We start from the raw sequence: 24,028 nt of genomic DNA, 5'->3' as shown, positions 1-24,028 counted from the left end.
GCGTGGTGCGTTCACCGATCGGAGTTCACTCAGCGTGAGAAATCGTTGATCAAGTGGACGGGCCGGGATGGCACTGAGTGCCATCCCTTGGAGAGGTGCAGTCATGGCTTCGCGCTCATCTGAGCGCAACCCCCATCAAACGTGGCGTGAATCACGCGCTCGCGAGAGCCCCGCTGGACGCTCCATCTCACCTTTCGGACGTCCGGGGACATCCGTCCGCCGAGGGGCGCCGCGCGAGGACGTCAGCCGCCCGACGTGTCCAGCTCGGCTTCCGGGCTGACGGCGGCGCAGTCGTACGGGTCGTTCAGCCAGCCGTCCGGGAGCACGACGCGGTTGTTGCCCGCGGTGCGGCCGCGCGGGCCGTCGGCGCTCTCGGGCCAGGGCTGGTCGAGGTCCACGGCGGCCAGGTGCTCGTCCAGCTCGGCGAGGGAGGAGGAGACGGCGAGGCTGCGGCGCAGCTGGGAGCCGACCGAGAAGCCCTTCGTGTACCAGGCGACGTGCTTGCGGAAGTCGATCACTCCGCGCTCCTCGTCGCCGATCCACTCGCCGAGCAGCTCCGCGTGCCGCCGCATGACGACGGCGACCTCCTTGAACGTCGGCCGGGCCTGCGCGTCCCCGCCCTCCATCGCGCTGACCAGGTCGCCGAAGATCCACGGTCGGCCGAGGCAGCCGCGGCCGACCACGACGCCGTCGGCGCCGGTCTCGCGCATCATGCGCAGCGCGTCGTCGGCGCGCCAGATGTCGCCGTTGCCGAGTACCGGGATCTCCGGGACGTGCTCCTTGAGGCGGGCGATGGCGTCCCAGTCGGCGGTGCCGCCGTAGTGCTGTGCGGCGGTGCGGCCGTGCAGGGCGACGGCGGTGACGCCCTCCTCGACCGCGATCCGGCCCGCGTCGAGATACGTCAGGTGGTCGTCGTCGATGCCCTTGCGCATCTTGATGGTGACCGGCAGGTCCCCCGCGTTCGCGACCGCCTCACGCAGGATGGAGCGCAGCAGGTTCCGCTTGTACGGGAGGGCCGAGCCGCCGCCCTTGCGGGTCACCTTGGGGACCGGGCAGCCGAAGTTGAGGTCGATGTGGTCGGCCAGGCCCTCGTCCGCGATCATGCGGACGGCCTTGCCGACGGTCACCGGGTCGACGCCGTAGAGCTGGATGGAGCGCGGCTTCTCGGTCGCGTCGAAGCGGATCAGCCGCAGCGTCTTGGAATCCCGCTCGACGAGTGCCCGGGTGGTGATCATCTCGCTGACGAACAGCCCCTTGCCGCCGGAGAACTCACGGCACAGCGTGCGGAAGGGCGCGTTGGTGATCCCGGCCATGGGGGCGAGCACCACCGGCGGCCACACGGTGTGCGGGCCGATCTGAAGTGGCATGGTGGCGTCAGCGGTCATGGCCCCATTGTCGCGTACGCCGGACGGGGATTTCGATGTACCGTTCACGTATATGTGTGCCCTTGGCCACGAGGGCGAGGAACGGCTGATCCCAGGAGGCCCGACGTGCCGGAACTGAGCTCCCGGCGCCGCATGCTCGTGCTGGCGATCTGCTGCATGAGCCTGCTCATGGTCAGCCTCGACAACACGATCCTCAATGTGGCGCTGCCCTCCATGCAGAAGGAGCTGCACGCCTCGGTCTCCGGTCTGCAGTGGACGATCGACGCGTACACGCTGGTGCTGGCCTCGCTGCTGATGCTCGCCGGCTCGACGGCCGACCGGATCGGCCGCCGCCGGGTCTTCCAGACCGGTCTGGTGCTCTTCACCGCGGGCTCGGTGCTCTGCAGCCTGGCGCCCAGCCTCAACTGGCTGGTCGTCTTCCGGATGGTGCAGGCGGTCGGCGGCTCGATGCTCAACCCGGTCGCGATGTCGATCATCACCAACACCTTCACCGACCCCCGGGAGCGCGCCCGCGCGATCGGGGTGTGGGGCGGCGTCGTCGGCGTCAGCATGGCGGCGGGCCCGGTGCTCGGCGGACTGCTCGTGCAGACCGTCGGCTGGCGTTCCATCTTCTGGATCAACCTCCCGGTCGGACTGCTCGCCCTGGCCCTGACCGCCCGCTACGTGCCCGAGTCGCGCGCCCCCAAGGCGCGCCGGGTGGACCCGGTCGGCCAGCTGTTCGTCATCGCCCTGCTCGGCTCCCTGACGTACGCGATCATCGAGGCGCCGGACGCGGGCTGGACGTCGCCGCTGATCCTCGGCTGCCTGGCGGTCGCCATCGGCTCGCTCGCCGGGCTGCTGAGCTACGAACGGCGCCGCGTGGACCCGCTGATCGAGCTCGGCTTCTTCCGCAGTGCGCCCTTCAGCGGCGCGACGGTCATAGCGGTGAGCGCCTTCGCGGCGCTGGGCGGCTTCCTCTTCCTCAACACCCTGTACCTGCAGAACACCCGCGGCCTCTCCGCCCTCGACGCCGGGCTCTACATGCTGCCGATGGCCGTCATGTGCCTGGTCTTCGCCCCGCTGTCCGGGCGGCTGGTCGGCAACCGGGGGCCACGGCTGTCGCTGGTGCTCGCGGGTACGGCGATGACGATCAGCGGCGTGATGTTCGCGGCACTGGACGCCGAGTCCTCCAACACGCTGCTGTTCACCTCGTACGTCCTCTTCGGCATCGGGTTCGGGCTGGTCAACGCGCCGATCACCAACACCGCCGTGTCCGGGATGCCGCGCTCGCAGGCCGGGGTGGCCGCCGCCGTCGCCTCCACCAGCCGCCAGGTCGGGCAGTCGCTGGGGGTCGCCGTGATCGGCGCCGCCATCGCCGCCGGGCTGCACACCACCGCCTGGTGGATCATCGCCGGCTGCGGCGCCGTCGTCCTGCTCCTCGGCACGCTGACCACCGGCCGCTGGGCCGCCGGAACCGCGGAACGGGCCGCGGAACGCTTCCGGGAGCCGGCGCCCCGGACGGTCGGAACCGAAGCGGTCACGAACTCCTGACTACGACCGGCCCGCCGACGCGAGAACGGGCCGCGGGCCGCCCGCGGCAGGGCCGCACAGCTCGTACAGCCGCTGCAGCCGGGTACGCGTCACCTCGTCCGCCGGGGTGTACGTCACGAGCCGCGGCCCGGAGCGCGGGCCGAGCCACAGATGGGTGAAGTCGAAGGTGAGCAGCCCGACCTGAGGGTTCAGATAGCGCTTGGAGCGGTTGTCCGGCTGCAGCACCTCATGGCGGTCCCACGCCTCGCAGAACTCCGGTGACGCCTGCTGGAGACGCTTTAGGAGCGACTTCCAGGCCGGCTCCGCGAGGTGCTCGGCCATCGCGGACCGGAATTTGGCGGCCATCAGCCGGATCACCTCTTCCCGGTCGATCAGCGCCTCGCGCCAGGCCGGGTCGGTGAAGGCGAGCCACATGATGTTGCGGTCCTCGAAGGGCCGCGCGTCCAGATCGTCGACCAGCCGCCCGTAGGTGCGGTTGTACGCGATCACGTCGTGCCGGCTGTTGGCGACGAACGCGGGCAGCGGTTCCAGCTGCTCCAGCATCAGGCGGATCTGGTCCGACATGCCGGGGCAGTCGGCGAAGGGGCTCGGGTCGGCGACCCCGGCGAGGGTGAACAGGTGCACGCGCTCGTTCGGGTCGAGCATCAGGGCGCGGGCGATGGCGTCGGCGACCTGCGCGGACACCTGGATGTCCCGGGCCTGCTCCAGCCACGTGTACCAGGTGACGCCGACCGCGGCGAGGCCCGCGACCTCCTCGCGGCGCAGCCCGGGCGTGCGGCGCCGCCGCCCCGCCGGCAGTCCGACCTGCTCGGGAGCGATGCGCTCACGGCGGCTGCGCAGGAACGAGGCGAGCTCGCGCCGCTTGATGTCGGCGTCCGACTCGTGCTGCGCGGGGGGCGTCGTCGTAGGCATGCTTCCAGCATGCCGGATCGCGGAGCCAGTTGCGTGGTGGTTCTTATACCTGGATAAACGCTCTCTGGTACCACCCTGAAAACGGGCGCATGGTTGCTCACGTGACCCCAATGGAACGTACTCCCGTCCTCCCCTCCCGTGCCCTGGTCCTGCCCCGGGTGACGCGCATCGGCACTCCCCCGGCACCCGCGGGCCCCGCCGCCCCGGCCGGTCCCGTGCTGACCGCACTCGGCCTGTTCACCGTGCTGCTCGGCGCGGCCCTGCCGCTGATCGACTTCTTCATCGTCAACGTCGCGCTGCCGACCATCGACCGCGACCTCGCCGCCGGACCGGCCCTGCTGGAGCTGGTGGTGGCCGGCTACGGCACCGCGTACGCCGTGCTCCTGGTGCTCGGCGGGCGGCTCGGCGACATGTTCGGCCGCCGCCGGCTCTTCCTCGCCGGGATGGCCGCCTTCGGCCTGACCTCGCTGGCCTGCGGCCTCGCGCCGGACGCCTGGACGCTGGTCGGCGCCCGGGTGGCGCAGGGCGCCGCGGCCGCGCTGATGCTCCCCCAGGTGCTCGCCACCATCCAGTCCTCCACCGCCGGAACGCGGCGCGCCCGCGCGCTCAGCCTCTACGGCGCCACGGCCGGCCTGTCGATGGTCGCCGGACAGATCCTCGGCGGCGTCCTGGTGGCCGCCGACATCGCCGGCACCGGATGGCGCGCGGTGTTCCTGGTGAACGTGCCGGTCACCCTGATCGGCCTGGTCCTGGCGGCCCGCACCATCCCCGAGACCCGCTCCGAGCGCCCCGCCCCGATCGATGTCCCGGGCACCGTCCTGCTGGCCGTCTCCCTGGTGACGCTGCTGGCGCCGCTGACCGAGGGCCGCGCCTCCGGCTGGCCGCTGTGGACCTGGATCTCGCTCGCCGCCTTCCCGTTCGCGGCCTACGCGTTCTACGCCGTCGAGCGCCGCGCGGACCGGCAGGGCCGCACCCCGCTGGTGCCGCCGAGCCTGTTCGAACTGCCCGGCATCCGGCGCGGACTGCCGCTCGTCGTGCCGTTCTCCATCGGCTTCGGCGGCTTCATGCTCGTGATGGCGGTGGCCCTGCAGCAGGGCCTGGCCTTCGGACCGGTCGCGGCCGGTGCCGCGATGGCCCCGCTGGCCGCCACCTTCTTCGCCGCCTCCCTGATGGGCCCGCGCCTGGTCGCGCGGTACGGCAGCCGGGTGGTCACGGTCGGCGGCCTGATCCAGGCGCTCGGCGTCCTCCTCCTGGTCGCCGCCGCCCTGCACGACTGGCAGCACCTGAACGTCCTCGCTCTCGCCCCGGGCATGGCGGTGGCCGGCTTCGGCCAGGGCCTGCAGCTCCCGGTGCTCTTCCGCATCGTTCTCGCGGAGGTGCCCGCCGAGCGGGCGGGTGTCGGCAGCGGCGTCATGGTCACCACCCAGCAGTCCGCCCTCGCCCTCGGCGTCGCGACCCTCGGCACCCTCTTCCTCGCCCTGATCCCCGCGGCCGGCATGCGGAACGCCCTGGTCATCACCCTGCTGGTCCAGCTCGGCGCGATCGCCCTGACGATCCTGCTCAGCCTGCGGCTCCCCCGCCATGTCTCCTGAACTGAATGACAAATATTGAAATCTGTCACTCCATATGCCATGCTTCAGACACCCCCTCCACCGTCCAAGGAGCACCCCGTGCTGAAGCGCACCCTCGGAACCACCGGCCCCTCCGTCTCCGCCCTCGGCCTCGGCGCCATGGGCATGTCGGCCCTCTACGGCGGCAGTGACGACGCCGAGTCGACCGCCACCCTCCACGCCGCACTCGACGCCGGCATCACCCTCATCGACACCGGTGACTTCTACGGCATGGGCCACAACGAACTCCTCATCCGCGACGCCCTGCGCAGCAGCTCCCAGGGCCGCGACCAGGCCGTCATCAGCGTCAAGTTCGGCGCGCTGCGCGACATCGACGGCGGCTGGTCCGGCTACGACGGCCGCCCCGCCGCCGTGAAGAACTTCCTCGCCTACTCCCTCAACCGCCTCGGCACCGACCACATCGACATCTACCGGATCGCCCGCGTCGACCCCGACGTGCCGATCGAGGAGACCGTCGGCGCCATCGCCGAGCAGGTCCAGGCCGGCCACGTCCGGCACATCGGCCTCTCCGAGGTCGGCGCGGACGCCCTGCGCCGGGCCGCGGCCACCGCCCCGATCTCGGATCTGCAGATCGAGTACTCGCTCTTCTCCCGCGGCATCGAGGCCGAGATCCTGCCCACCGCCCGTGAACTGGGCATCGGCGTCACCGCCTACGGCGTCCTCTCCCGAGGACTCCTCAGCGGCCACTGGACCCGCGAGCGCTCCGCCCGGAGCAGCGCCACCGGCGACTTCCGCGGCATGAGCCCGCGCTTCTCCGGCGACAACCTGGACCGCAACCTCGACCTCGTCGAGGCGCTCCGCAAGATCGCCGGGGCCAAGGGCGTCACCGTCGCGCAGGCCGCGATCGGCTGGGTGCTCGCGCAGGGCCCCGACATCGTGCCGCTCGTCGGCGCCCGCCGCCGCGACCGCCTCACGGAGGCGCTCGGCGCCCTCGACATCACCTTCGACGCGGCCGACCTCGCGGCCATCGAGTCCGCCGTCCCCGCGGGCGCGGCAGCGGGCGCCCGCTACCCGCAGGCACAGATGGCCCACCTGGACAGCGAGAAGTAACCCTCCCCCGGAGGGGGTGCGGGTACATCGACCCCCACAGCGCCGTCCCGCCTGCGGCGGGCGGCGGGAGTACGGGTACGTGCGTACGCCGCACCGTCGCGCCTGCGGCGGACTTCGGGCGCCGGCCAGGACGAACCTGCTGTGACGTGAGGGGGACGGGGCCGCAGGGGGAGGGGTTCGAAATGCTGCCGAGCTATTTGTGGGCCGCTGGGGGCACCCCCGGCCGAAGGTTGGGGGACCGTAAATAGTCGATTTCGAACCCCTCCCCCGGAGGGCCCGGCCCCCGACCCCCCACACTGGGGACGTACGACAACGCACCGAGAGGCCCCCATGCCGCCCGTGACCCTCACCACCGACCGCATCCTCGAAGCCACCGAGGACGTGCTCCGCCGCTACGGCCCCGCCAAGGCCACCGTCGTGGACGTCGCGCGGGTCCTGGGTGTCAGTCACGGCACCGTCTACCGGCACTTCGCCAGCAAGGCCGCGCTCCGCGAGGCCGTCACCCAGCGCTGGCTGGACCAGTCGCACTCCACGCTCGCCGCCATCGCGGCCGGCCCGCACCCCGCGCCCGAACGGCTGCGCCGGTGGCTGACCGAGCTGTTCGCGGCGAAGCGCCGCAAGGCCGGCGGTGACCCGGAGCTGTTCGCGACGTACATGGCGCTCGCGGGCGAGGCCAGCGCGGTGGTCGCCCAGCACGTCGAGGACCTCGTGGGCCAACTCTCCACCATCGTCAGCGACGGCCTCGCACGCAGCGAATTCTCGCTCCCCGAGTCCACCGACCCCGCCACCATCGCCCGCGCCATCTGGGACGCCACCGGCCGCTTCCACGACCCGGTGTACGCGGCCGAGTGGTCGCAGCCCGGCATCGACACCGCCTTCGACGCGGTCTGCGACCTCCTGCTGAACGGGCTTCGCCCTCAGGACGCCCCCGGTACCCCGCCCACATAGTCGACATCCACCGACCCCGACCCCGCCGTCGCGTCGATGATCCGCGGCGACGTGCTCTCCTCCAGACCCGCCGCGTACTCCCGCGACCCGCTCCCGCTGCGCCCGACCACCTGGTAGTGGGACCCCGGCGGGACACCGATCGTGACGGCGCCGGAGCCCACCTTCGCCGTCACCTTGTCCGGGGCCGAGGTGAACGCCAGGTCCAGCGAACCGGAGTTCGCCCCCACGTCCGCCGTCCGGGAGGAGAGCCCGGTGCCCTCGAGGGCACCTGATCCGGTGCGGGCCCAGACGGTGCCGCCGACGTCGGTCAGGGTCGTGGACCCCGAGGTGCTCGTCAGGTCCAGGCGGCCGGTCGTGCCGCGCACGTCCGTGGATCCCGAGGTGCCCACGACCTGGATCTCGATCTCCGGCGGGACGTCGAACTCCAGCTTCACCGAACAGTCCAGGCCGGTCAGCGACCACCAGCCGGGGCACTCCGCCTGCACCTTCAGCACACCGCCGTCCCACACCTTCCTGACCTGCGGCTTCGTCGTCGACCAGGTCAGCGTCTGCCGGACCCGCACCTGGCCCGCCGGACCGGGCCGCACCGTCACCGACGCGTTGCCCGCGTCCACCTGCAACCGCTGGACCCGGCCTCCCCCGGGCGGGACTTCGAGCGACTGGGTGGGCCCGGGGCGGTGCCCGCCGAAGTACGCCCAGGTCTCCACGGCCATCGGCGACACGATGAACAGCGCGCTGATCGCCGCGACCACCAGCCAGACCCCCCGGTGCCGGCGGCGATCACCACCCGCACCGCCCCCCGGGCTCACGCCCCCTCCAGGAACCGCAGCACCGCGAGCACCCGCCGGTGATCCCCGTCCGCCACCGGCAGATCGAGTTTCGCGAAGATGTTGTTGATGTGCTTGGCGACCGCGCTCTCGCTGACCACGAGTTGCTCGGCGATACCCGCGTTCGAGCGCCCCTCCGCCATCAGCGAGAGCACTTCGCGCTCGCGCGGCGTCAGCCGCTCCAGCGGGTCGGAGTTGCGGCGCAGCAGAAGCTGCGCGACGACCTGCGGGTCGAGCGCGGTGCCGCCGTTCGCGACGCGGCGCAGCGCGTCGATGAACTCCTCGACGTCCGCGACCCGTTGCTTGAGCAGATAGCCGATGCCGCCGCCGTGGGACGACAGCAGATCGGCCGCGTACCGCTCCTCGACGAACTGGGAGAGCAGCAGCACCGCGGTGTCCGGCCACTGCCGGCGGATCATCAGGGCGGCCCGTACGCCCTCGTCGGTGAAGCCGGGCGGCATCCTGACGTCCACCAGGGCCAGTTGCGGCCGGTGCTCGTCGACGGCCGCCAGCAGGGCCTCGGCGTCGCCCACTTCGGCGGCGACCTCGAAGCCCGCGGTCTCCAGGACCTTGACCAGTCCGATGCGCAACAGGACCGAGTCCTCGGCGATTACAGCCCGCACGGCAACTCCACAGTGATGATGGTCGGGCCCCCGGCGGGGCTGCTTATTCTGATCGATCCGTCGACGGAGCCGACGCGCTGCGCGAGCCCGGCCAGGCCGGTACCGCCCGCCACGTCGGCGCCGCCGATCCCGTCGTCGGTGACGGTCACCCGCAGGTCGTCCCCGCGCCACCGCACCTCGACGTCCACCCGCTCCGCGCGGGCGTGCTTGGCGACGTTGGCGAGCGCCTCGGAGACCACGAAGTACGCGACGGCCTCCACGGTGGGCGACGCCCGCCGCTCCATGTCCACCTTCAGATGGACGGGCAGCGGCGCCCGCGCGGCGACACCCGACAGTGCCGCGTCCAGACCCCGGTCGTCCAGGACGGCCGGATGCAGGCCGCGCACCAGGTTGCTGAGCTCCTCGATGGCTTCCTTCGCCTCGCGGTGCGCCTCGTCGATCACCTTGCGCGCCTCGGGCGGCAGGTCCTTGAGGGTGGCGCGGGCCAGGCCGAGGTTCATCGCGAGGGACACCAGCCGCTGCTGCGCGCCGTCGTGCAGATCGCGTTCGATCCGGCGGCGTTCGGCGTCCGCGGCGTCCACCACTCCCGCCCGGCTCTCGGCCAGGTCCTCGACGCGGCGCCGCAGTTCCCTGGCCCGGTTGGGCCCCAGCAGCGCGGCCGCGGCCGAGGTGTCGAGCCGGGTGACGGCGGCGGCCAGGAAGGGCGCCAGGAGCAGCAGGACGACCCCGGCGGCGGTGACGAGCGTGTACCGCTCGGTCCAGCCGGGCAGCCGGTCCTCGACGGGCAGCGCCCACACCCAGGAGAAGACCAGCGCACCGAAGATCCCCGCGACCCAGGTGCAGACGACGAGCACCGCTCCGGCCGCCGCCAGCGGGGCGGCCAGCAGGTGGTAGCCCAACTGCCGCCAGGTCGCCTCCGAGCGCAGCCACTGCCAGCCGCCGCGCGGGGTGTACCAGGGGCTCGCCCGCGGCACCCGGGGGACGTTCAGGCCCAGCAGCGACCAGAACCGGCTGCGCTGGAGCATCGTCAGCGGGCCACAGACCAGGGGCAGCGCGGGCAGCAGGATCACCGACCGCCAGTCCGTCACGAGGTCGAAGATCAGCAGGGCGCTCACCCCGGCCAGCGGCACGCCCGCCGTGACGAACGCCGTGTTCCGCCATGCCCAGGCCGACCACGGGGCGTATCCGGCGGCCTGCTGGAGTGCACGCCGCAGCGGCCCTGTTGATGCCATGCGCTCACCGTAGAGCCCCAGGTGGGGCGGTGTGCATCCCGTAGGGGTCCGCTCTCGGGGTATAGCCAGCACCACCACAGGTCGGTCCCGGGCGTTACTGACCCGCGCGGGTCCGGCGACGAGGCTGGTTCCGTACCCGACCGCCGGGTCCGGAAGGAGTTCCCCCACCATGTCCGTCCTGGAGATGCCGGCCACCCGGATCCGTCCGACCGCCACCGAGTACGGCGGCGCCGGCGCCGAGATCATCGAGTTGTACGCCGTCCCGGAGCCGGAGCCGCGCCGCCCCCGACCGCTCGGCTACGTCCTGATCGCGCTCGGACTGGCCCTGATCCCCTGGCTGTTCGTCCTCGCGACCTCGCTCCCGGCCACCGCGCAGGCGTCCCACTGGTCGACCGCCTGGGTGGGCCTGGACGCCCTGGAGGCCGTCGGCCTCATCGGCACCGGCCTCCTCCTGCGCCGCCGCGACCACCGCCGCGGCATCGTGGCCGCCGCCACCGCGATGCTGCTGGTGGTCGACGCCTGGTTCGACGTCACAACAGCCGCCCCTGGAGCGGACATCGCGTCCGCGCTCCTGATGGCGGCCTGCCTTGAGCTACCGCTCGCGGCCCTGTGCGCGGTACTCGCCGTACGGGCGTCCGCACGCGCGAACTGCCCCGGCTGACCCTGAGGCTCAGTTCATGCGTCCGCACACGCAAACGCCGGTGGGGCTTGATGTATCAAGCCCCACCGGCGCCTACGGCAACAGATCAGCAGCCGAGCAGTCGGCCACCCAGGTACGACTGGATCTGGTCCAGCGACACGCGCTCCTGCTTCATGGTGTCGCGCTCGCGCACCGTCACCGCGTTGTCGTCGAGGGTGTCGAAGTCGACGGTGACGCAGAACGGCGTACCGATCTCGTCCTGCCGACGGTAGCGGCGGCCGATGGCACCCGCGTCGTCGAACTCGATGTTCCAGTTCTTCCGCAGGTCGGTCGCCAGGCCCTTGGCCTTCGGCGACAGCTGCGGGTTGCGGGACAGCGGCAGGACGGCGACCTTGACCGGCGCCAGGCGCGGGTCGAGGCGCATGACCGTGCGCTTCTCCATGACGCCCTTGGCGTTGGGCGCCTCGTCCTCGTTGTACGCGTCGAGCATGAAGGCGAGCATGGCGCGGTTCACGCCCGCCGCCGGCTCGATGACGTACGGGAACCAGCGCTCGCCGGCTTCCTGGTCGAAGTACGAGAGGTCCTGGCCGGAGGCCTCGGAGTGCGCCTTGAGGTCGAAGTCGGTGCGGTTGGCCACACCCTCCAGCTCGGAGAACTCGTTGCCACCGAAGTTGAAGCGGTACTCGATGTCAGTGGTGCGCTTCGAGTAGTGGGACAGCTTCTCCTTGGCGTGCTCGAACCAGCGCATGTTGTCCGGGTTGAGGCCCAGGCCGGTGTACCAGTTCCAGCGCTGCTCCATCCAGTACTCGTGCCACTGCTCGTCCTCGCCCGGCTTGACGAAGAACTCCATCTCCATCTGCTCGAACTCGCGGGTCCTGAAGATGAAGTTGCCGGGCGTGATCTCGTTGCGGAAGCTCTTGCCGGTCTGGGCGATACCGAACGGCGGCTTCTTGCGCGAGGTCGTCTGCACCTGGGCGAAGTTGGTGAAGATGCCCTGGGCGGTCTCCGGCCGCAGGTACGCGACGGAGCCCGCGTCCTGGGTCGGGCCGAGGTGCGTCTGCAGCATGCCGGAGAACTGCTTGGGCTCGGTGAACGCGCCCTTGTTGCCGCAGTTCGGGCAGTTGATGTCGGCGAGACCGTTGGCCGGCGGACGGCCGTGCTTGGACTCGTACGCCTCCTCCAGGTGGTCCGCGCGGTAGCGCTTGTGACAGGAGGTGCACTCGGTCAGCGGGTCCGAGAACGTCGCGACGTGGCCGGACGCCTCCCAGACCTCGCGCGCCAGGATGACCGACGAGTCGAGTCCGACAACGTCGTCGCGCGAGGTGACCATGGAGCGCCACCACTGGCGCTTGATGTTCTCCTTGAGTTCGACGCCGAGTGGCCCGTAGTCCCAGGCGGCCTTCGAGCCGCCGTAGATCTCGCTGCACGGGAATACGAAGCCTCGGCGCTTGCTCAGGCTGACGATGGTGTCGATCTTGTCGGCGGCCACGGTGCTCTCTTCAGTACGACGAAGCGGTCAGTTGCCCCAGGTTACCGGCGGGCCCGGTCCCCATATCAAATCGGTTCCGGCGGAACTCCAGGGATCGAAGGCAATTGACAATCGTTTCCACTTCAGATGAAAATGAGTGTCATGAACAAACGCCACCGTCTGATACCCGCCGCCGTCGCCGGAACCGCCGCCCTGGGCCTGCTCACACTGAGTGCCTGCTCGGCTTCGGACGCTGCGGACGGCGCGGGGAGCAGCGGGAAACTGAAGGTCACGGCGTCCTTCTACCCCATGGAATTCCTGGCGAAGGAGATCGGCGGCGATCATGTCGCCGTGACGGCGCTCACCAAGCCGGGCGTCGAGCCGCACGATCTGGAGCTCACCCCGCGGCAGACCGCCGCCCTCGGCAAGGCCGACGTGATCGTCAACCTCAAGGGCCTGCAGCCCGCCGTCGACGAAGCCGTCAAGCAGTCCGGCGTCAAGAACACCGCCGACGCCGCGTCGCTGACCACGCTGGAGGAGCACGGCACCGAGGTCGACGGCCATGCGCACACCACCGGCGACAACCACTCCGGCGAGGGCGAGGCCGGCGCCGACCCGCACGTCTGGCTCGACCCGGTGAAGTACGCCGAGGTCGCCAAGGGCGTCAACACCACGCTCGCCAAGGCCGACCCGGACAACGCCGCCACGTACCAGAAGAACACGGACGTACTGGTCAAGAAGTTGGACGCGCTGAACAACCGGTTCAAGGACGGTCTCAAGAACCGCGCCTCCGACACCTTCATCACCACCCACGCGGCCTTCGGCTACCTCGCCGAGCGCTACGGCCTGGTCGAGGAGGCCATCGGCGGCATCGACCCCGAGGCCGAGCCCAGCGGCGCCCGCATCAAGGCCCTGCAGCAGCTCTCCGCGAAGCACCACGTCACGACGGTCTTCTTCGAGACGCTCGCCAGCAACGCCACCGCCAAGACCCTGGCCGGCGACCTGAAGCTCAGGACCGATGTACTGGACCCCCTCGAGGGCATCACCGACAAGTCCAAGGGCACCGACTACTTCGAGGTCCAGCAGAGCAACCTCAAGGCCCTGCAGACGGCGCTCGGCAGCAAGTGAAGGACGCGATGACGGAGCAGAGGACGGAGCACCTGGTGACGGAGGCGGGCATGACGGAGACGGACGGACGGACGGTCCCGGTCATATCCCTGCGCGGGGCGACGGCCTCGCTCGGATCCCGGCCCGTACTGCGCGGGGTGGACCTGGCGGTCGGCCGCGGCGAGGTCGTGGCGCTGCTCGGCGCCAACGGCTCCGGCAAGTCGACGGCGGTCCGCGCCGTCGTCGGCCAGGTGCCGCTCAGCGAGGGCCGCCTCGAGCTGTTCGGCACCCCGCTCAAGCGCTTCCGCGACTGGGCCAGGATCGGCTACGTCCCGCAGCGCACCACCGCCGCGAGCGGAGTGCCCGCGACCGTCCGCGAGGTGGTCTCCGCCGGCCGGCTGGCCCGTACCCGGCTGCGGCCGCTCGGCCGGGCCGACCGCGCGGCGGTCGACCGGGCGCTGGAGCTGGTCGGCATGGCCGACCGCGCCAGGGACTCCGTCAACGCGCTGTCCGGCGGCCAGCACCAGCGGGTGCTCATCGCCCGCGCGCTGGCCGTGGAGCCCGAACTGCTGATCATGGACGAGCCGATGGCGGGGGTCGACGTCGCCAGCCAGGAGATCCTGGCCGGCACCCTGCGCGAGCAGGTCGCGGGCGGCGCCACCGTGCTGCTCGTCCTGCACGAGCTCGGGCCGCTGGAGCCGCTGATCGACCGCGCGGTGGTGCTGCGCGACGGCTGCGTCGTCCACGACGGACCGCCGCCGCGCGCCGCCGGCCAGCACGCGCTGCCCGGCCACGACCATGTGCACCCGCACGCCGCACACGACGCCGAACCGATCAGGACGGGGCTGCTGAGCTGATGGACATCCTCGACTACGCCTTCATGCAGCGGGCCCTGATCGCGGCCGTCCTGGTCGGCATCACCGCCCCCGCCATCGGCATCTACCTCGTCCAGCGCCGTCAGGCGCTGATGGGCGACGGCATCGGCCATGTCGCGATGACCGGCGTCGGCCTGGGCTTCCTGCTCAACGCCAGCCCGATCTGGATGGCCACCGCCGTGGCCGTCGTCGGCTCCGTCGCCATCGAGCTGATCCGCTGGTACGGCAAGACGCACGGTGACATCGCGCTCGCGATGCTCTTCTACGGCGGCATGGCCGGCGGCGTGATGCTGATGAGCATGTCCGACACGGGTTCCAACGCGAACCTCGTCACGTACCTCTTCGGCTCGCTCAACACCGTCTCGCCGCAGGACGTCACGACCATCTGCGTGCTCGCCGCGTTTGTGGTGCTCGTCACAGTCGGACTGCGCCGGCAGCTCTTCGCGATCTGCCAGGACGAGGAGTTCGCCCGCGTCACGGGTCTGCCGGTCCGGCTGCTGAACCTGCTGGTGGCGGTCACCGCCGCCGTCACCGTCACCGTCGCGATGCGCGTCGTCGGCCTGCTGCTCGTCAGCGCCCTCATGGTCGTCCCGGTCGCCGCCGCCCAGCAGCTGTCCCGCAGCTTCGCGATGACGTTCGCGCTGGCCGTCCTCATCGGCGTCACGGTCTCGCTCTCCGGCGCCGTCACGTCGTTCTACGTGGACGTACCGTCCGGACCGACGATCGTTCTGCTGGCCATCGCCATCTTCATCGCCCTGGCGCTGCTCGCCGGTCCGCTGGCAAGAAAACGGGCCCGAGGTTCCGCTGCCACCGCGGAACGGTGCACCCTGGAGGTACCCGCCGCGCGCGTCCCCCAGGACGACGTTCGGGTTTAGGCCCGGTGGCCTGACACAATGACGACCGACCGGACATCTGGACGGTGACGGTTACGACCGAGAAGGAGGCGTCGGTGACGACCACCAAGCCCCCCGTGCAGGGCCGATCGACCCGGCAGCGCGCTGCCGTCGCCGCCGCGCTCGACGAGGTCGAGGAATTCCGCAGCGCCCAGGACCTCCACGACCTCCTCAAGCACCGCGGCGACTCCGTCGGCCTCACCACCGTCTACCGCACGCTGCAGTCCCTCGCCGACGCCGGCGAGGTCGACGTGCTGCGCACGGACGACGGCGAGTCCGTCTACCGCCGCTGCTCCGACGGCCACCACCACCACCTCGTCTGCCGCATGTGCGGCAAGGCCGTCGAGGTCGAGGGCCCGGCCGTCGAGAAGTGGGCCGAGGCCATCGCCACCGACCACGGCTTCGTCAACGTCGCCCACACCGTGGAGATCTTCGGCACCTGCGCCGAGTGCGCGACCGCGGATAAGGCCTGACGGCTCAGCGGTCGTAACAGGCGTACGAGCCGTCGGCCTGCCGCGCCAGCCCGTCGGCCCCGCCGCACCCCAGCATCGGCGCCACCTCCCAGGCCACCCGCCCGCCCAGCAGCACCAGACCCGCGACCGCGACGGCCAGCACGACGCGCGCCACCCGTCCGGTCCGGCGGGCGACCAGGCCGGCGCACAGCAGCGCGGCGAGCCCGAGAACCAGCAGCACCAGCACGGACCACGCGTGGTTCGCCCTGATCCCCGGGAACGCCCCCGGATCCGCCGCCTCGGTCGTCCCCGCCCCAGCGGCCACGATCAGAGCCGCGGCCACCACCAGCAGCCCCAGCGCCCCCAGCCCGCGTGCCACGGCGAGCACCCGCTCATCAGCATCCGCGCTCACGCGCTTCAGGCGCGCTTGTCCGCGTCCGGGATGAGGTCGTTCGGGAGGGCGCCGCCGAAGCGGCGGTCACGGGAGGCGTATTCGTGGCAGGCGCGCCAGAGGTCGCGGCGGTCGAAGTCGGGCCACAGGACGTCCTGGAAGACCATCTCGGCGTAGGCGGTCTGCCAGAGCAGGAAGTTGGAGGTGCGCTGCTCGCCGGAGGGGCGGATGAAGAGGTCCACGTCCGGCATGTCCGGGTAGTACAGGTACTTCGCGAAGGTCTTCTCGTTGACCTTCGAGGGGTCGAGCTTGCCGGCCTTCACGTCCGCGGCCATGGCGGCGGCCGCGTCCGCGACCTCGGCGCGGCCGCCGTAGTTGACGCAGAAGTAGAGCGTCATGGCGTCGTTGTCCTTCGTCTGCTCCTGGGCGACCTGGAGCTCCTGGACGACGGACTTCCACAGCTTGGGCATCCGGCCCACCCAGCGGATGCGGATGCCGAGCTCGTCCATCTCGTCGCGGCGGCGGCGGATGACGTCCCGGTTGAAGTTCATGAGGAAGCGCACCTCGTCGGGCGAGCGCTTCCAGTTCTCGGTGGAGAAGGCGTACAGGGAGAGGTTCTTGACGCCCAGCTCGATGCTGCCCTTGAGGACGTCGAGGACGACGGACTCGCCGACCTTGTGGCCCTCGGTGCGCGGGAGGCCGCGCTCCTTCGCCCAGCGGCCGTTGCCGTCCATGACGATGGCGACGTGCTGCGGCACCAGCTCCCCGGGGATCTTCGGGGGCACCGCGCCCGACGGGTGTGGGTCCGGAGTCCGGTACTCCGGTCGGGAACGGCCCAGAATCCCGCGACGTGCCATGCGCGTTGCCTCTCCTACATCTCGGTACTGCGTACTGCCAGGTCCACCGCGCGCTGCCGCGCGCTACTTCTCGACGAACTTCAGCGACCGCAGCCCACGCTCCAGGTGCCACTGCAGATACGCCGCGACCAGCCCACTGCCCTCCCGGCAGAAGTGCGGCTCGCAGGCGTCCGCCGTCTCCCAGTCACCGCCCAGCAGCGCGCCCAGCAGTTCCAGGGACTCCCGTGAGGGTACGACGCTTCCCGGCACACGGCACTCGGCGCAGACGACTCCTCCCGCTCCTACCGAAAAGAACCGATTCGGCCCGTCCATACCGCATTTGGCACAGTTGTCGAAGCTCGGCGCGTAGCCGTTCACGGCCAGCGAGCGCAGCAGGAAGGCGTCGAGGATCAGCCGCGGCTGGTGCTCACCGGCGGCCAGGGTGCGCAGCGCGCCGACGAGGAGCAGGTACTGCTGGACGGCCGGTTCGCCCTCGTGGTCGGTGAACCGTTCCGCCGTCTCCAGCATCGCCGTGCCGGCGGTGTAGCGGTCGTAGTCGGCCGCGATGGCACTACCGTACGGAGCGATCGTCTCACCCTGGGTGCACAACGGCAGTCCGCGCCCGACCAGTTCCCCGCCCCGCGCGAACAGCTGCACGTCGACGTGGCTGAACGGCTCCAGCCGCGCCCCGAACTTCGATTTCGTGCGGCGGACTCCCCTGGCCACCGCCCGCACCCGCCCGTGCCGGCGGGTGAGCAGCGTGATGATCCGGTCCGCCTCACCCAGCTTCTGGGTGCGCAGCACGATGCCGTCGTCGCGGAACAGACTCATACGGCCCATTGTCCCGTACGGGAGGGGGCCGCCGGGCCCGCCGGCCCGTGGAGCTACAGCTGTGCCCCGGTCCGGGCTCCGAGCAGCTCGTACCGGGGCACGGCGGGACGGTCAGACGAACAGCACCGAGCGCAGCTTCAGCCGCTCGGAGCCGTGGCCGCCGATGGGCCGCAGCCGGAAGGCGTCGCCCTCGCAGCCCGGGTCGGTGAAGACGACGGCGGTGGCGTCGGTGCGGTTCAGCGGGGTGTGCGCGGGCGAGCTCGACGACGGGTCGGCGACCTCCGGGAGGGTGATGCACTCGTGGCTCGGCGGGTTCTCCAGCGTGGCCGTCTGCGCACTGCCGTCCAGGCCGGAGTACGTGTAGACGAAGGTCCCGGTGGCCGCGTCCGCCGGGGCGGACAGGGTCAGGACGAGGGCGAGGGCACCGAGGGACGCGGCGACCGAATGACGAATGCGCATGGGGACAGGCTCCTGTGAGAAGGCGTACTGGACGCCTGAGCCCTTCCGCCGATGCGCCGGCGTTGCACCTCACCGGCCTGCGGAAACGATTCGCTGTCACCCGGACGGCCGCGCCCGGAGACGCGCCGTCCGGCATCGGGGGGACGTGTCAGGACGGCGCGCCCGCGGCCTCGGCAAGCAGCCGGTCGGTGTCCCCCGCGGGCAGCGACAGACAGCGGCCGACCGCGACCAGCGCCTCCCGCTCGGCGGGAAGGTAGGGACCGTCGGCGAGGGCGATCCGCGCGCCCTGCAGCAGGATCCGTTCGCGCCCCTGGGGCACGAGGTGCGCGGAGAGCGGCTCCAGGGCCTCGTGGAGCTCGATGGAGAGCCAACTGCCGCAGCCGTCGAGGGCGTCGGCGAAGGAGTCGGGGCCGAGGGCGTCGGCGGCGCCGGGGAACCGTCCCGCGTCGGCGACGATCGCCGCCAGCAGTCCGAGGAGCTGGTCCTCCGTGCAGTCGGTGAAGCCGGCGGCGCGCACCGCGCGGACGGCCTCTTCCCGGGCCGGCCGGCCGGCGGCCCCGCCCGCCGTCAGCACGGCGAGTGCGACGGTGTGGACGGCGTCGCGCAGCATCGCGGAGAACCGGGCCGTCGTGGGGTGGTCGAGCGTCTCGGCACCGAAGTGCCCGTGGCAGCCGCTGCATTCGATGACGACACCGGCCGGCCCCCGCGTCAGCAGGGGAACGTTGAGCACGGTGAGGCGCCGCGTGCCGCTGCGCCGGTGATAGGCACGGTCGCCACCGCAGTCGGGGCAGAAGAACTCGCCGTCGTCCTCGGTGTGCCATGCGGTGCGCACACCCCAGAAGCACAGCCCTCGCAGCTGAACCACGTTGCACCCTCCGGCGTTTCGTCCCGGTACGCACCGATCCGGCACGCACATGTGCGTAACGCCTCGGCAACGGTGCCGTTACTGCTGCCGTGATGTTAGCCACACCAGTGACGCGCAGTCAGTACCGCGTAAGGGGGGATTTCCGGATCGGCCGGCTCCGCACCGCGTCGTAGCAGGTCACAGCGGGTCGGCCCGGGAAGAGGATTGACGCGATCTCGCTGTTGGCCGGCACCCGGCGCCCGATGGGCGCAGGACAGGGGTTTCCGGACGGACCGGACACCTTCCGGGGCCCGTTCCGCCCGGGTCCCCGGACGCGCCAACGGCCGCGGCGGGCCGGTGAAGGCCGCCGCAGCCGTTGCCGCCGGAGTTCGTCCGCGAGCCGGCCGGACTCAGGAACGGATCCGGAAGGGCTCAGGAACGGATGTACTCACCCGAAGGCGTCACTCAGCGGGCCGCCCGGTTGACGGCCGAGACGACCGCCTTCAGGGAGGCGCGCGTGGTGTTGGGGTCGATGCCGATGCCCCACAGCACCTTGCCGTCGATCGCGCACTCGATGTACGACGCCGCCCGGGCGCTCGCGCCCTCGCTCAGCGTGTGCTCGGTGTAGTCCAGCAGCCGCGCGTCGATGCCGACCGAGGACAGCGCGTCGAAGAACGCGGAGATCGGACCGTTGCCGCGACCGGTCAGCACCGTCGCGACACCGTCCACGACGGCCTCCACGGTCAGCGCGTCGCCGCCGTCGGTCGTGGTCTCGGCCTGGGCGGAGCGCAGTTCGATGCGGCCCCAGGCGTTCTCCGTCGTCGGCAGGTACTCGTCGCGGAAGGACGCCCAGATCTCGGCCGGCGTGATCTCGCCGCCCACGTCGTCGGTCCTGGTTTGAATGATCTTGGAGAACTCGATCTGCATCCGGCGCGGCAGGTCCAGCTTGTGGTCGTTCTTCAGGACGTACGCGATACCGCCCTTGCCGGACTGCGAGTTGACCCGGATGACGGCCTCGTAGGAGCGGCCGACGTCCTTCGGGTCGATCGGCAGGTACGGGACGGCCCACGGGATCTCGTCGACGGTCTTGCCGGCGGCGGCCGCGTCGGCCTCCATCGCCTCGAAGCCCTTCTTGATGGCGTCCTGGTGGGAGCCGGAGAAGGACGTGTAGACCAGGTCGCCCGCGTACGGGTGGCGCGGGTGGACCTCCATCTGGTTGCAGTACTCGGTGGTGCGGCGGATCTCGTCGATCTGCGAGAAGTCGATCTCCGGGTCCACGCCCTGGCTGAACAGGTTCATGCCCAGGGTGACCAGGTCGACGTTGCCGGTGCGCTCGCCCTGCCCGAACAGGCAGCCCTCGATCCGGTCCGCACCCGCCATGATCGCCAGCTCGGCGGCGGCCACCGCGGTGCCCCGGTCGTTGTGCGGGTGCACCGACAGGCACACGTTCTCGCGGCGCGACAGGTTGCGCGACATCCACTCGAAACGGTCGGCGTGCGTGCTGGCGGCGGAGCGCTCGACGGTCGCCGGCAGGTTCAGGATGATCTCGCGGCCGGCCTCCGGCTGCCAGACGTCCATGACGCCCTCGCAGACCTCCAGGGCGAAGTCCAGCTCGGTGTCGGTGAAGATCTCCGGGCTGTACTGGTAGCCGAAGACCGTGTCGGAGCCCAGGATCTTCTCCGCGTACTCCATGACCAGCCGCGTGCCGTCCACGGCGATGGCCTTGACCTGCTCCTTGGTGCCGCGGAAGACCACCCGGCGGAAGACCGGCGCGGTCGCGTTGTACAGGTGCACGGTGGCCTGGCGGGCGCCGACCAGCGACTCGACGGTCCGCTCGATCAGCTCCTCGCGGGCCTGCGTCAGGACGGAGATCGTCACGTCCTCGGGGATCGCGCCCTCTTCGATGATGGAGCGCACGAAGGCGAAGTCGGTCTCGCCGGACGACGGGAAACCGACCTCGATCTCCTTGTAGCCCATCTTCACCAGCAGATCGAACATCGCCCGCTTGCGCGCCGGGGACATCGGGTCGATCAGGGCCTGGTTGCCGTCCCGCAGGTCCGTGGACAGCCAGCGCGGCGCCTTGGTGATCCGCGCGTTCGGCCAGCTGCGGTCGGCGATGTCGACGGCGTCGTAGGGCGCGTACTTGTGGATCGGCATCGCAGTGGGGCGCTGGCGCACGCTCGCCGCCGTGATGGGCGTGGGGCGGCCTACGGAATTCACGGGGTTCTGGGACATCTGCGGTGGGCTCCTCATGGGTCCGGCTCCAGTACGGCCGACGGCGATGCGCACGCCAGAACTCCGCGGGGAGGGGGTCGGCCTACGACTACAGGCCCTCGCCGCGGCAGCTAAGGAGAAGCAGCCCGAAACGCATGATGTGGACGACCATAGCCGAGCCCGCTCGGAAATCGCACCCGAAGCGCGCTCCCTCTCAGTATGCAAGACGAGTGGTTTTGTCCAGTAAAACCATGATCTTCCGTCCCTTTTCAGTAATCATCGTCGCAAGCAGTGACAGCCCCGTCGCCGCGTGCCACATTGCGGCCATGGACGCGACACCCACTTTCTGCACGATCATTCCTCCGCATGTCCTCGACAAGATGGCCACGTCCGAGGACCGCGCGCTCTCCGATCTCGCCCGCGCCACGCTGGAGCGGGACGCCTTCGAGCGCACCCATCGCCGGATGACGACGGTCATCGGCGCGCCATCCGTCGCCGGTGCGGTCGACTCCGACCAGCCGAAGCGGACGATCTACGACGCCAAGCACCAGACGGCGCTCCCGGGCCGCAAGTCCCGCGGCGAGGGCGACAAGGACAGCAAGGACCAGACCGTCAACCGCGCGTACGCGGGTCTCGGCGCCACCTTCGAGCTGTATCTGAAGGCGTACCAGCGGCATTCGATCGACGGCCAGGGTCTGCCGCTGAACGCGACCGTGCACTACAGCCGGGGGTACAACAACGCCTTCTGGAACGGCGAGCAGATGGTGTTCGGGGACGGTGACGGCGACATCTTCCTCGACTTCACCCTGCCCGTGGACGTGATCGGCCACGAGCTGACGCACGGCGTGACCCAGTACACGGCGAACCTGACGTACTTCGGTCAGCCGGGCGCGCTCAACGAGTCGATGTCCGATGTGTTCGGCTCGCTCATCAAGCAGTACGCGCTGCAGCAGACCGCCGACACCGCGGACTGGCTGATCGGCGCCGGACTGCTCGGCCCCACCATCCACGGTGACGCGCTGCGCTCGATGAAGGCACCGGGCACGGCCTACGACGACCCGAAGCTCGGCAAGGACCCGCAGCCGGGCAGCATGGACGGCTTCGTGACGACCGGCCGCGACAACGGCGGCGTGCACCTCAACTCCGGCATCCCGAACCACGCCTTCTATCTGGTGGCCGAGTCCCTCGGCGGGTATGCATGGGAGCAGGCCGGGCAGATCTGGTACGACGTGCTCACGGGCGGGCGGATCTCCCCGCAGGCGTCGTTCGCCGAGTTCGCCCGGCTGACCGTCTCGGCCGCACAGGAGCGGTACGGGGAGGGCGAGGCGCACCAGGCCGTACTGAAGGCGTGGTCGCAGGTCGGCGTCCCGACGTCGGCGGGCAATGGCGCGGACCTCCCGCGTCAGGCCGGACAGCCGGAAGGTGCGTCGGGCCAGCAGGGCTGAGGAGCAGCGTGCGCATAGAAGTGATCCGGTCCGGCGGCTTCGCCGGAATCGAGCGTCGGGCCGTGCTGGACACCACCGGCCGGCCCGATGCCGCGCATCTGCACGGGGTGGCGCGTGCGACCGTCGAGCAGGGCGGTTCCGCGCCCGCGCACGGGGTGCCGGACGGTTTCCACTACGAGATCACCGTCGACGGCCGCACCGTCCACTGCGCGGACCCGCATCTGACCGACGCGCAGCGCGATCTGATCCAGACGGTGCTGAAGGAAGGCGCGTGACGGGCGGCCTCAGGCGCTGGACGGCGCTTGAGGCCGCACCCGTCAGAACCCCAGCTTGCGCAGTTGCTTCGGGTCGCGCTGCCAGTCCTTGGCGATCTTCACATGCAGATCAAGGAAGACCGGCGTGCCGAGCAGCGCCTCGATGTGCTTGCGCGACTTGGTGCCGACGTCCTTGAGGCGGGCGCCCTTGGGGCCGATGATGATGCCCTTCTGGCTGGACCGCTCGATGTAAATGTTGGCGTGGATGTCGAGCAGCGGCTTGTCCTTCGGCCGGTCCTCGCGCGGGATCATCTCCTCGACGACGACCGCGATGGAGTGCGGCAGCTCGTCCCGTACGCCTTCGAGCGCGGCCTCGCGGATCAGTTCCGCGACCATGATCTGCTCGGGCTCGTCGGTGAGGTCGCCGTCCGCGTAGAGCTGCGGGCCCTCCGGGAGCAGCGGGATGATCAGGTCGGCGAGCAGCCCGACCTGGACGTCCGCGACGGCCGAGACGGGGATGATCTCCGCCCACTCGATGCCCAGCTCGCGGCCGAGCTCCGCGATCGCGAGCAGCTGCTCGCGCAGCACCTTGTCGTCGACCAGGTCCGTCTTGGTGACGATCGCGATCTTGGGGGTCTTGCGGACCCCCGCGAGCTCCTTGGCGATGTACTTGTCACCGGGGCCGAGCTTCTGGTCGGCCGGGACACAGAAACCGATCACGTCGACCTCGGCCCAGGTCGAGCGGACCACGTCGTTGAGCCGCTCGCCCAGCAACGTGCGCGGCTTGTGCAGACCAGGGGTGTCGACGAGGATCAACTGCGCGTCAGGGCGGTGCACGATGCCGCGCACCGTGTGCCGGGTGGTCTGCGGCCGGCTTGAGGTGATGGCGACCTTGATGCCGACGAGAGCGTTCGTGAGGGTCGACTTGCCCGCGTTGGGGCGGCCGACGAAGCATGCGAAGCCGGACCGGTGGACGGCCTCGGAGGACTGGGGACTGGCGCTCATGCGGCCCATTCTCCCCGATCGCGGCGAGCCCGGGTCACACCGGCACCCGTGAACCCGGGCGGCGGCCGGATGTGAGCGGCCGGAAACTCCTCCGCAACACGAAACACGGCGGAAACACGTCTGCCCACATCCGGAAACCGCCGACCGTGAGGCTCGTGTCCATCCACCGCCGTGCA

At 70.9% G+C, this 24,028-nt stretch carries 24 protein-coding genes; 11 read left to right on the top strand and 13 right to left on the bottom strand.

Going from position 1 to position 24,028, the window contains the following annotated elements; all coding sequences use genetic code 11:
- Positions 1-242: 242 nt before the first annotated feature.
- Entirely contained in the window at positions 243-1,385 is a 1,143-nt protein-coding gene (dusB, locus tag LNW73_RS22275; RefSeq protein WP_250991103.1) for a tRNA dihydrouridine synthase DusB, read from the bottom strand.
- Between the two features lie 105 nt (positions 1,386-1,490).
- On the opposite strand from dusB, the gene LNW73_RS22270 reads away from it, so the two are divergent.
- On the top strand, positions 1,491-2,915 hold the full coding sequence (locus LNW73_RS22270; RefSeq protein ID WP_250991102.1) for an MFS transporter: 1,425 nt from the start codon (positions 1,491-1,493) through the stop codon (positions 2,913-2,915).
- On the opposite strand, the gene LNW73_RS22265 is transcribed toward LNW73_RS22270, so the two are convergent.
- Positions 2,916-3,827, bottom strand: a complete 912-nt coding sequence (locus LNW73_RS22265) for a helix-turn-helix transcriptional regulator (RefSeq protein WP_250991101.1) — start codon at positions 3,825-3,827, stop codon at positions 2,916-2,918.
- Positions 3,828-3,937: 110 nt separating this feature from the next.
- Between LNW73_RS22265 and LNW73_RS22260 the strand changes: the two genes are divergently transcribed.
- From LNW73_RS22260 to LNW73_RS22250, 3 genes are all read left to right on the top strand, one after another.
- A complete protein-coding gene (locus tag LNW73_RS22260) occupies positions 3,938-5,419 on the top strand; it encodes an MFS transporter (RefSeq protein ID WP_250993003.1) in 1,482 nt (493 codons plus the stop codon).
- Positions 5,420-5,497: 78 nt separating this feature from the next.
- A complete protein-coding gene (locus LNW73_RS22255; RefSeq protein ID WP_250991100.1) occupies positions 5,498-6,508 on the top strand; it encodes an aldo/keto reductase in 1,011 nt (336 codons plus the stop codon).
- 330 nt (positions 6,509-6,838) lie between these two features.
- Entirely contained in the window at positions 6,839-7,456 is a 618-nt protein-coding gene (locus tag LNW73_RS22250) for a TetR family transcriptional regulator (protein ID WP_250991099.1), read from the top strand.
- Here the strand turns inward: LNW73_RS22250 and LNW73_RS22245 are convergent.
- Genes LNW73_RS22245 through LNW73_RS22235 form a run of 3 tightly spaced genes read right to left on the bottom strand, consistent with a single transcriptional unit; the run spans position 7,426 to position 10,138 of the window.
- Positions 7,426-8,265: a DUF4097 family beta strand repeat-containing protein gene (locus LNW73_RS22245; protein WP_250991098.1), complete on the bottom strand. Its 840-nt coding sequence runs from the start codon at positions 8,263-8,265 to the stop codon at positions 7,426-7,428. The two genes, LNW73_RS22250 and LNW73_RS22245, sit on opposite strands and share 31 nt — an antisense overlap.
- Entirely contained in the window at positions 8,262-8,906 is a 645-nt protein-coding gene (locus LNW73_RS22240; protein ID WP_250991097.1) for a response regulator, read from the bottom strand. Before LNW73_RS22240 ends, LNW73_RS22245 begins: the two co-directional genes overlap by 4 nt.
- A complete protein-coding gene (locus tag LNW73_RS22235) occupies positions 8,894-10,138 on the bottom strand; it encodes a sensor histidine kinase (RefSeq protein ID WP_250991096.1) in 1,245 nt (414 codons plus the stop codon). Before LNW73_RS22235 ends, LNW73_RS22240 begins: the two co-directional genes overlap by 13 nt.
- A 169-nt stretch (positions 10,139-10,307) precedes the next feature.
- Here LNW73_RS22235 and LNW73_RS22230 point away from each other — a divergent pair, with 169 nt between their 5' ends.
- Positions 10,308-10,799 carry a hypothetical protein gene (locus tag LNW73_RS22230; RefSeq protein ID WP_250991095.1) on the top strand — a complete coding sequence of 164 codons (492 nt, stop codon included), beginning with the start codon at positions 10,308-10,310 and terminating at the stop codon, positions 10,797-10,799.
- Between the two features lie 85 nt (positions 10,800-10,884).
- Here the strand turns inward: LNW73_RS22230 and LNW73_RS22225 are convergent, their stop codons facing one another.
- Entirely contained in the window at positions 10,885-12,267 is a 1,383-nt protein-coding gene (locus tag LNW73_RS22225) for a glycine--tRNA ligase (RefSeq protein ID WP_250975825.1), read from the bottom strand.
- Between the two features lie 141 nt (positions 12,268-12,408).
- On the opposite strand from LNW73_RS22225, the gene LNW73_RS22220 reads away from it, so the two are divergent.
- From LNW73_RS22220 to LNW73_RS22205, 4 genes are all read left to right on the top strand, one after another.
- On the top strand, positions 12,409-13,374 hold the full coding sequence (locus LNW73_RS22220; protein ID WP_250991094.1) for a metal ABC transporter substrate-binding protein: 966 nt from the start codon (positions 12,409-12,411) through the stop codon (positions 13,372-13,374).
- A 50-nt stretch (positions 13,375-13,424) separates the two neighbouring features.
- Complete coding sequence (locus LNW73_RS22215; RefSeq protein WP_250993002.1) at positions 13,425-14,210, top strand: metal ABC transporter ATP-binding protein; 786 nt, start codon at positions 13,425-13,427, stop codon at positions 14,208-14,210.
- Complete coding sequence (locus LNW73_RS22210) at positions 14,210-15,103, top strand: metal ABC transporter permease (RefSeq protein WP_250975827.1); 894 nt, start codon at positions 14,210-14,212, stop codon at positions 15,101-15,103. Before LNW73_RS22215 ends, LNW73_RS22210 begins: the two co-directional genes overlap by 1 nt.
- Positions 15,104-15,177: 74 nt before the next feature.
- Positions 15,178-15,594 (top strand): Fur family transcriptional regulator, encoded by a 417-nt coding sequence (locus tag LNW73_RS22205; RefSeq protein WP_250991093.1) that lies wholly within the window; start codon positions 15,178-15,180, stop codon positions 15,592-15,594.
- Positions 15,595-15,598: 4 nt separating this feature from the next.
- Here LNW73_RS22205 and LNW73_RS22200 read toward each other — a convergent pair whose 3' ends face one another.
- The 6 genes from LNW73_RS22200 to leuA all read right to left on the bottom strand — a co-directional run bounded on the left by LNW73_RS22200 (position 15,599) and on the right by leuA (position 21,169).
- Complete coding sequence (locus LNW73_RS22200; RefSeq protein WP_250991092.1) at positions 15,599-15,985, bottom strand: hypothetical protein; 387 nt, start codon at positions 15,983-15,985, stop codon at positions 15,599-15,601.
- 5 nt (positions 15,986-15,990) lie between these two features.
- A complete protein-coding gene (locus tag LNW73_RS22195) occupies positions 15,991-16,821 on the bottom strand; it encodes an isoprenyl transferase (RefSeq protein ID WP_250991091.1) in 831 nt (276 codons plus the stop codon).
- Between the two features lie 63 nt (positions 16,822-16,884).
- Complete coding sequence (gene recO / locus LNW73_RS22190; protein WP_138353201.1) at positions 16,885-17,631, bottom strand: DNA repair protein RecO; 747 nt, start codon at positions 17,629-17,631, stop codon at positions 16,885-16,887.
- 111 nt (positions 17,632-17,742) lie between these two features.
- Positions 17,743-18,090: a hypothetical protein gene (locus LNW73_RS22185; RefSeq protein WP_250991090.1), complete on the bottom strand. Its 348-nt coding sequence runs from the start codon at positions 18,088-18,090 to the stop codon at positions 17,743-17,745.
- Between the two features lie 148 nt (positions 18,091-18,238).
- Positions 18,239-19,006 (bottom strand): TerB family tellurite resistance protein, encoded by a 768-nt coding sequence (locus LNW73_RS22180; protein ID WP_374118153.1) that lies wholly within the window; start codon positions 19,004-19,006, stop codon positions 18,239-18,241.
- A 393-nt stretch (positions 19,007-19,399) separates the two neighbouring features.
- Positions 19,400-21,169 carry a 2-isopropylmalate synthase gene (leuA, locus tag LNW73_RS22175; RefSeq protein ID WP_374117253.1) on the bottom strand — a complete coding sequence of 590 codons (1,770 nt, stop codon included), beginning with the start codon at positions 21,167-21,169 and terminating at the stop codon, positions 19,400-19,402.
- Positions 21,170-21,474: 305 nt separating this feature from the next.
- Here leuA and LNW73_RS22170 point away from each other — a divergent pair, with 305 nt between their 5' ends.
- Together LNW73_RS22170 and LNW73_RS22165 are read left to right on the top strand one after the other, a co-directional pair.
- On the top strand, positions 21,475-22,593 hold the full coding sequence (locus tag LNW73_RS22170) for a M4 family metallopeptidase (RefSeq protein WP_250991088.1): 1,119 nt from the start codon (positions 21,475-21,477) through the stop codon (positions 22,591-22,593).
- An 8-nt stretch (positions 22,594-22,601) separates the two neighbouring features.
- Positions 22,602-22,868, top strand: coding sequence for a protealysin inhibitor emfourin (locus LNW73_RS22165; protein WP_250991087.1), 267 nt, complete (start codon positions 22,602-22,604; stop codon positions 22,866-22,868).
- 42 nt (positions 22,869-22,910) lie between these two features.
- Here LNW73_RS22165 and era read toward each other — a convergent pair whose 3' ends face one another.
- Positions 22,911-23,861 carry a GTPase Era gene (era, locus tag LNW73_RS22160; protein WP_138353195.1) on the bottom strand — a complete coding sequence of 317 codons (951 nt, stop codon included), beginning with the start codon at positions 23,859-23,861 and terminating at the stop codon, positions 22,911-22,913.
- Between the last annotated feature and the right edge of the window lie 167 nt (positions 23,862-24,028).

This window comes from Streptomyces sp. RKAG337 (genome assembly GCF_023701715.1).
Classification (GTDB): domain Bacteria; phylum Actinomycetota; class Actinomycetes; order Streptomycetales; family Streptomycetaceae; genus Actinacidiphila.
This window is presented reverse-complemented; position numbering and strand designations above follow the sequence as displayed.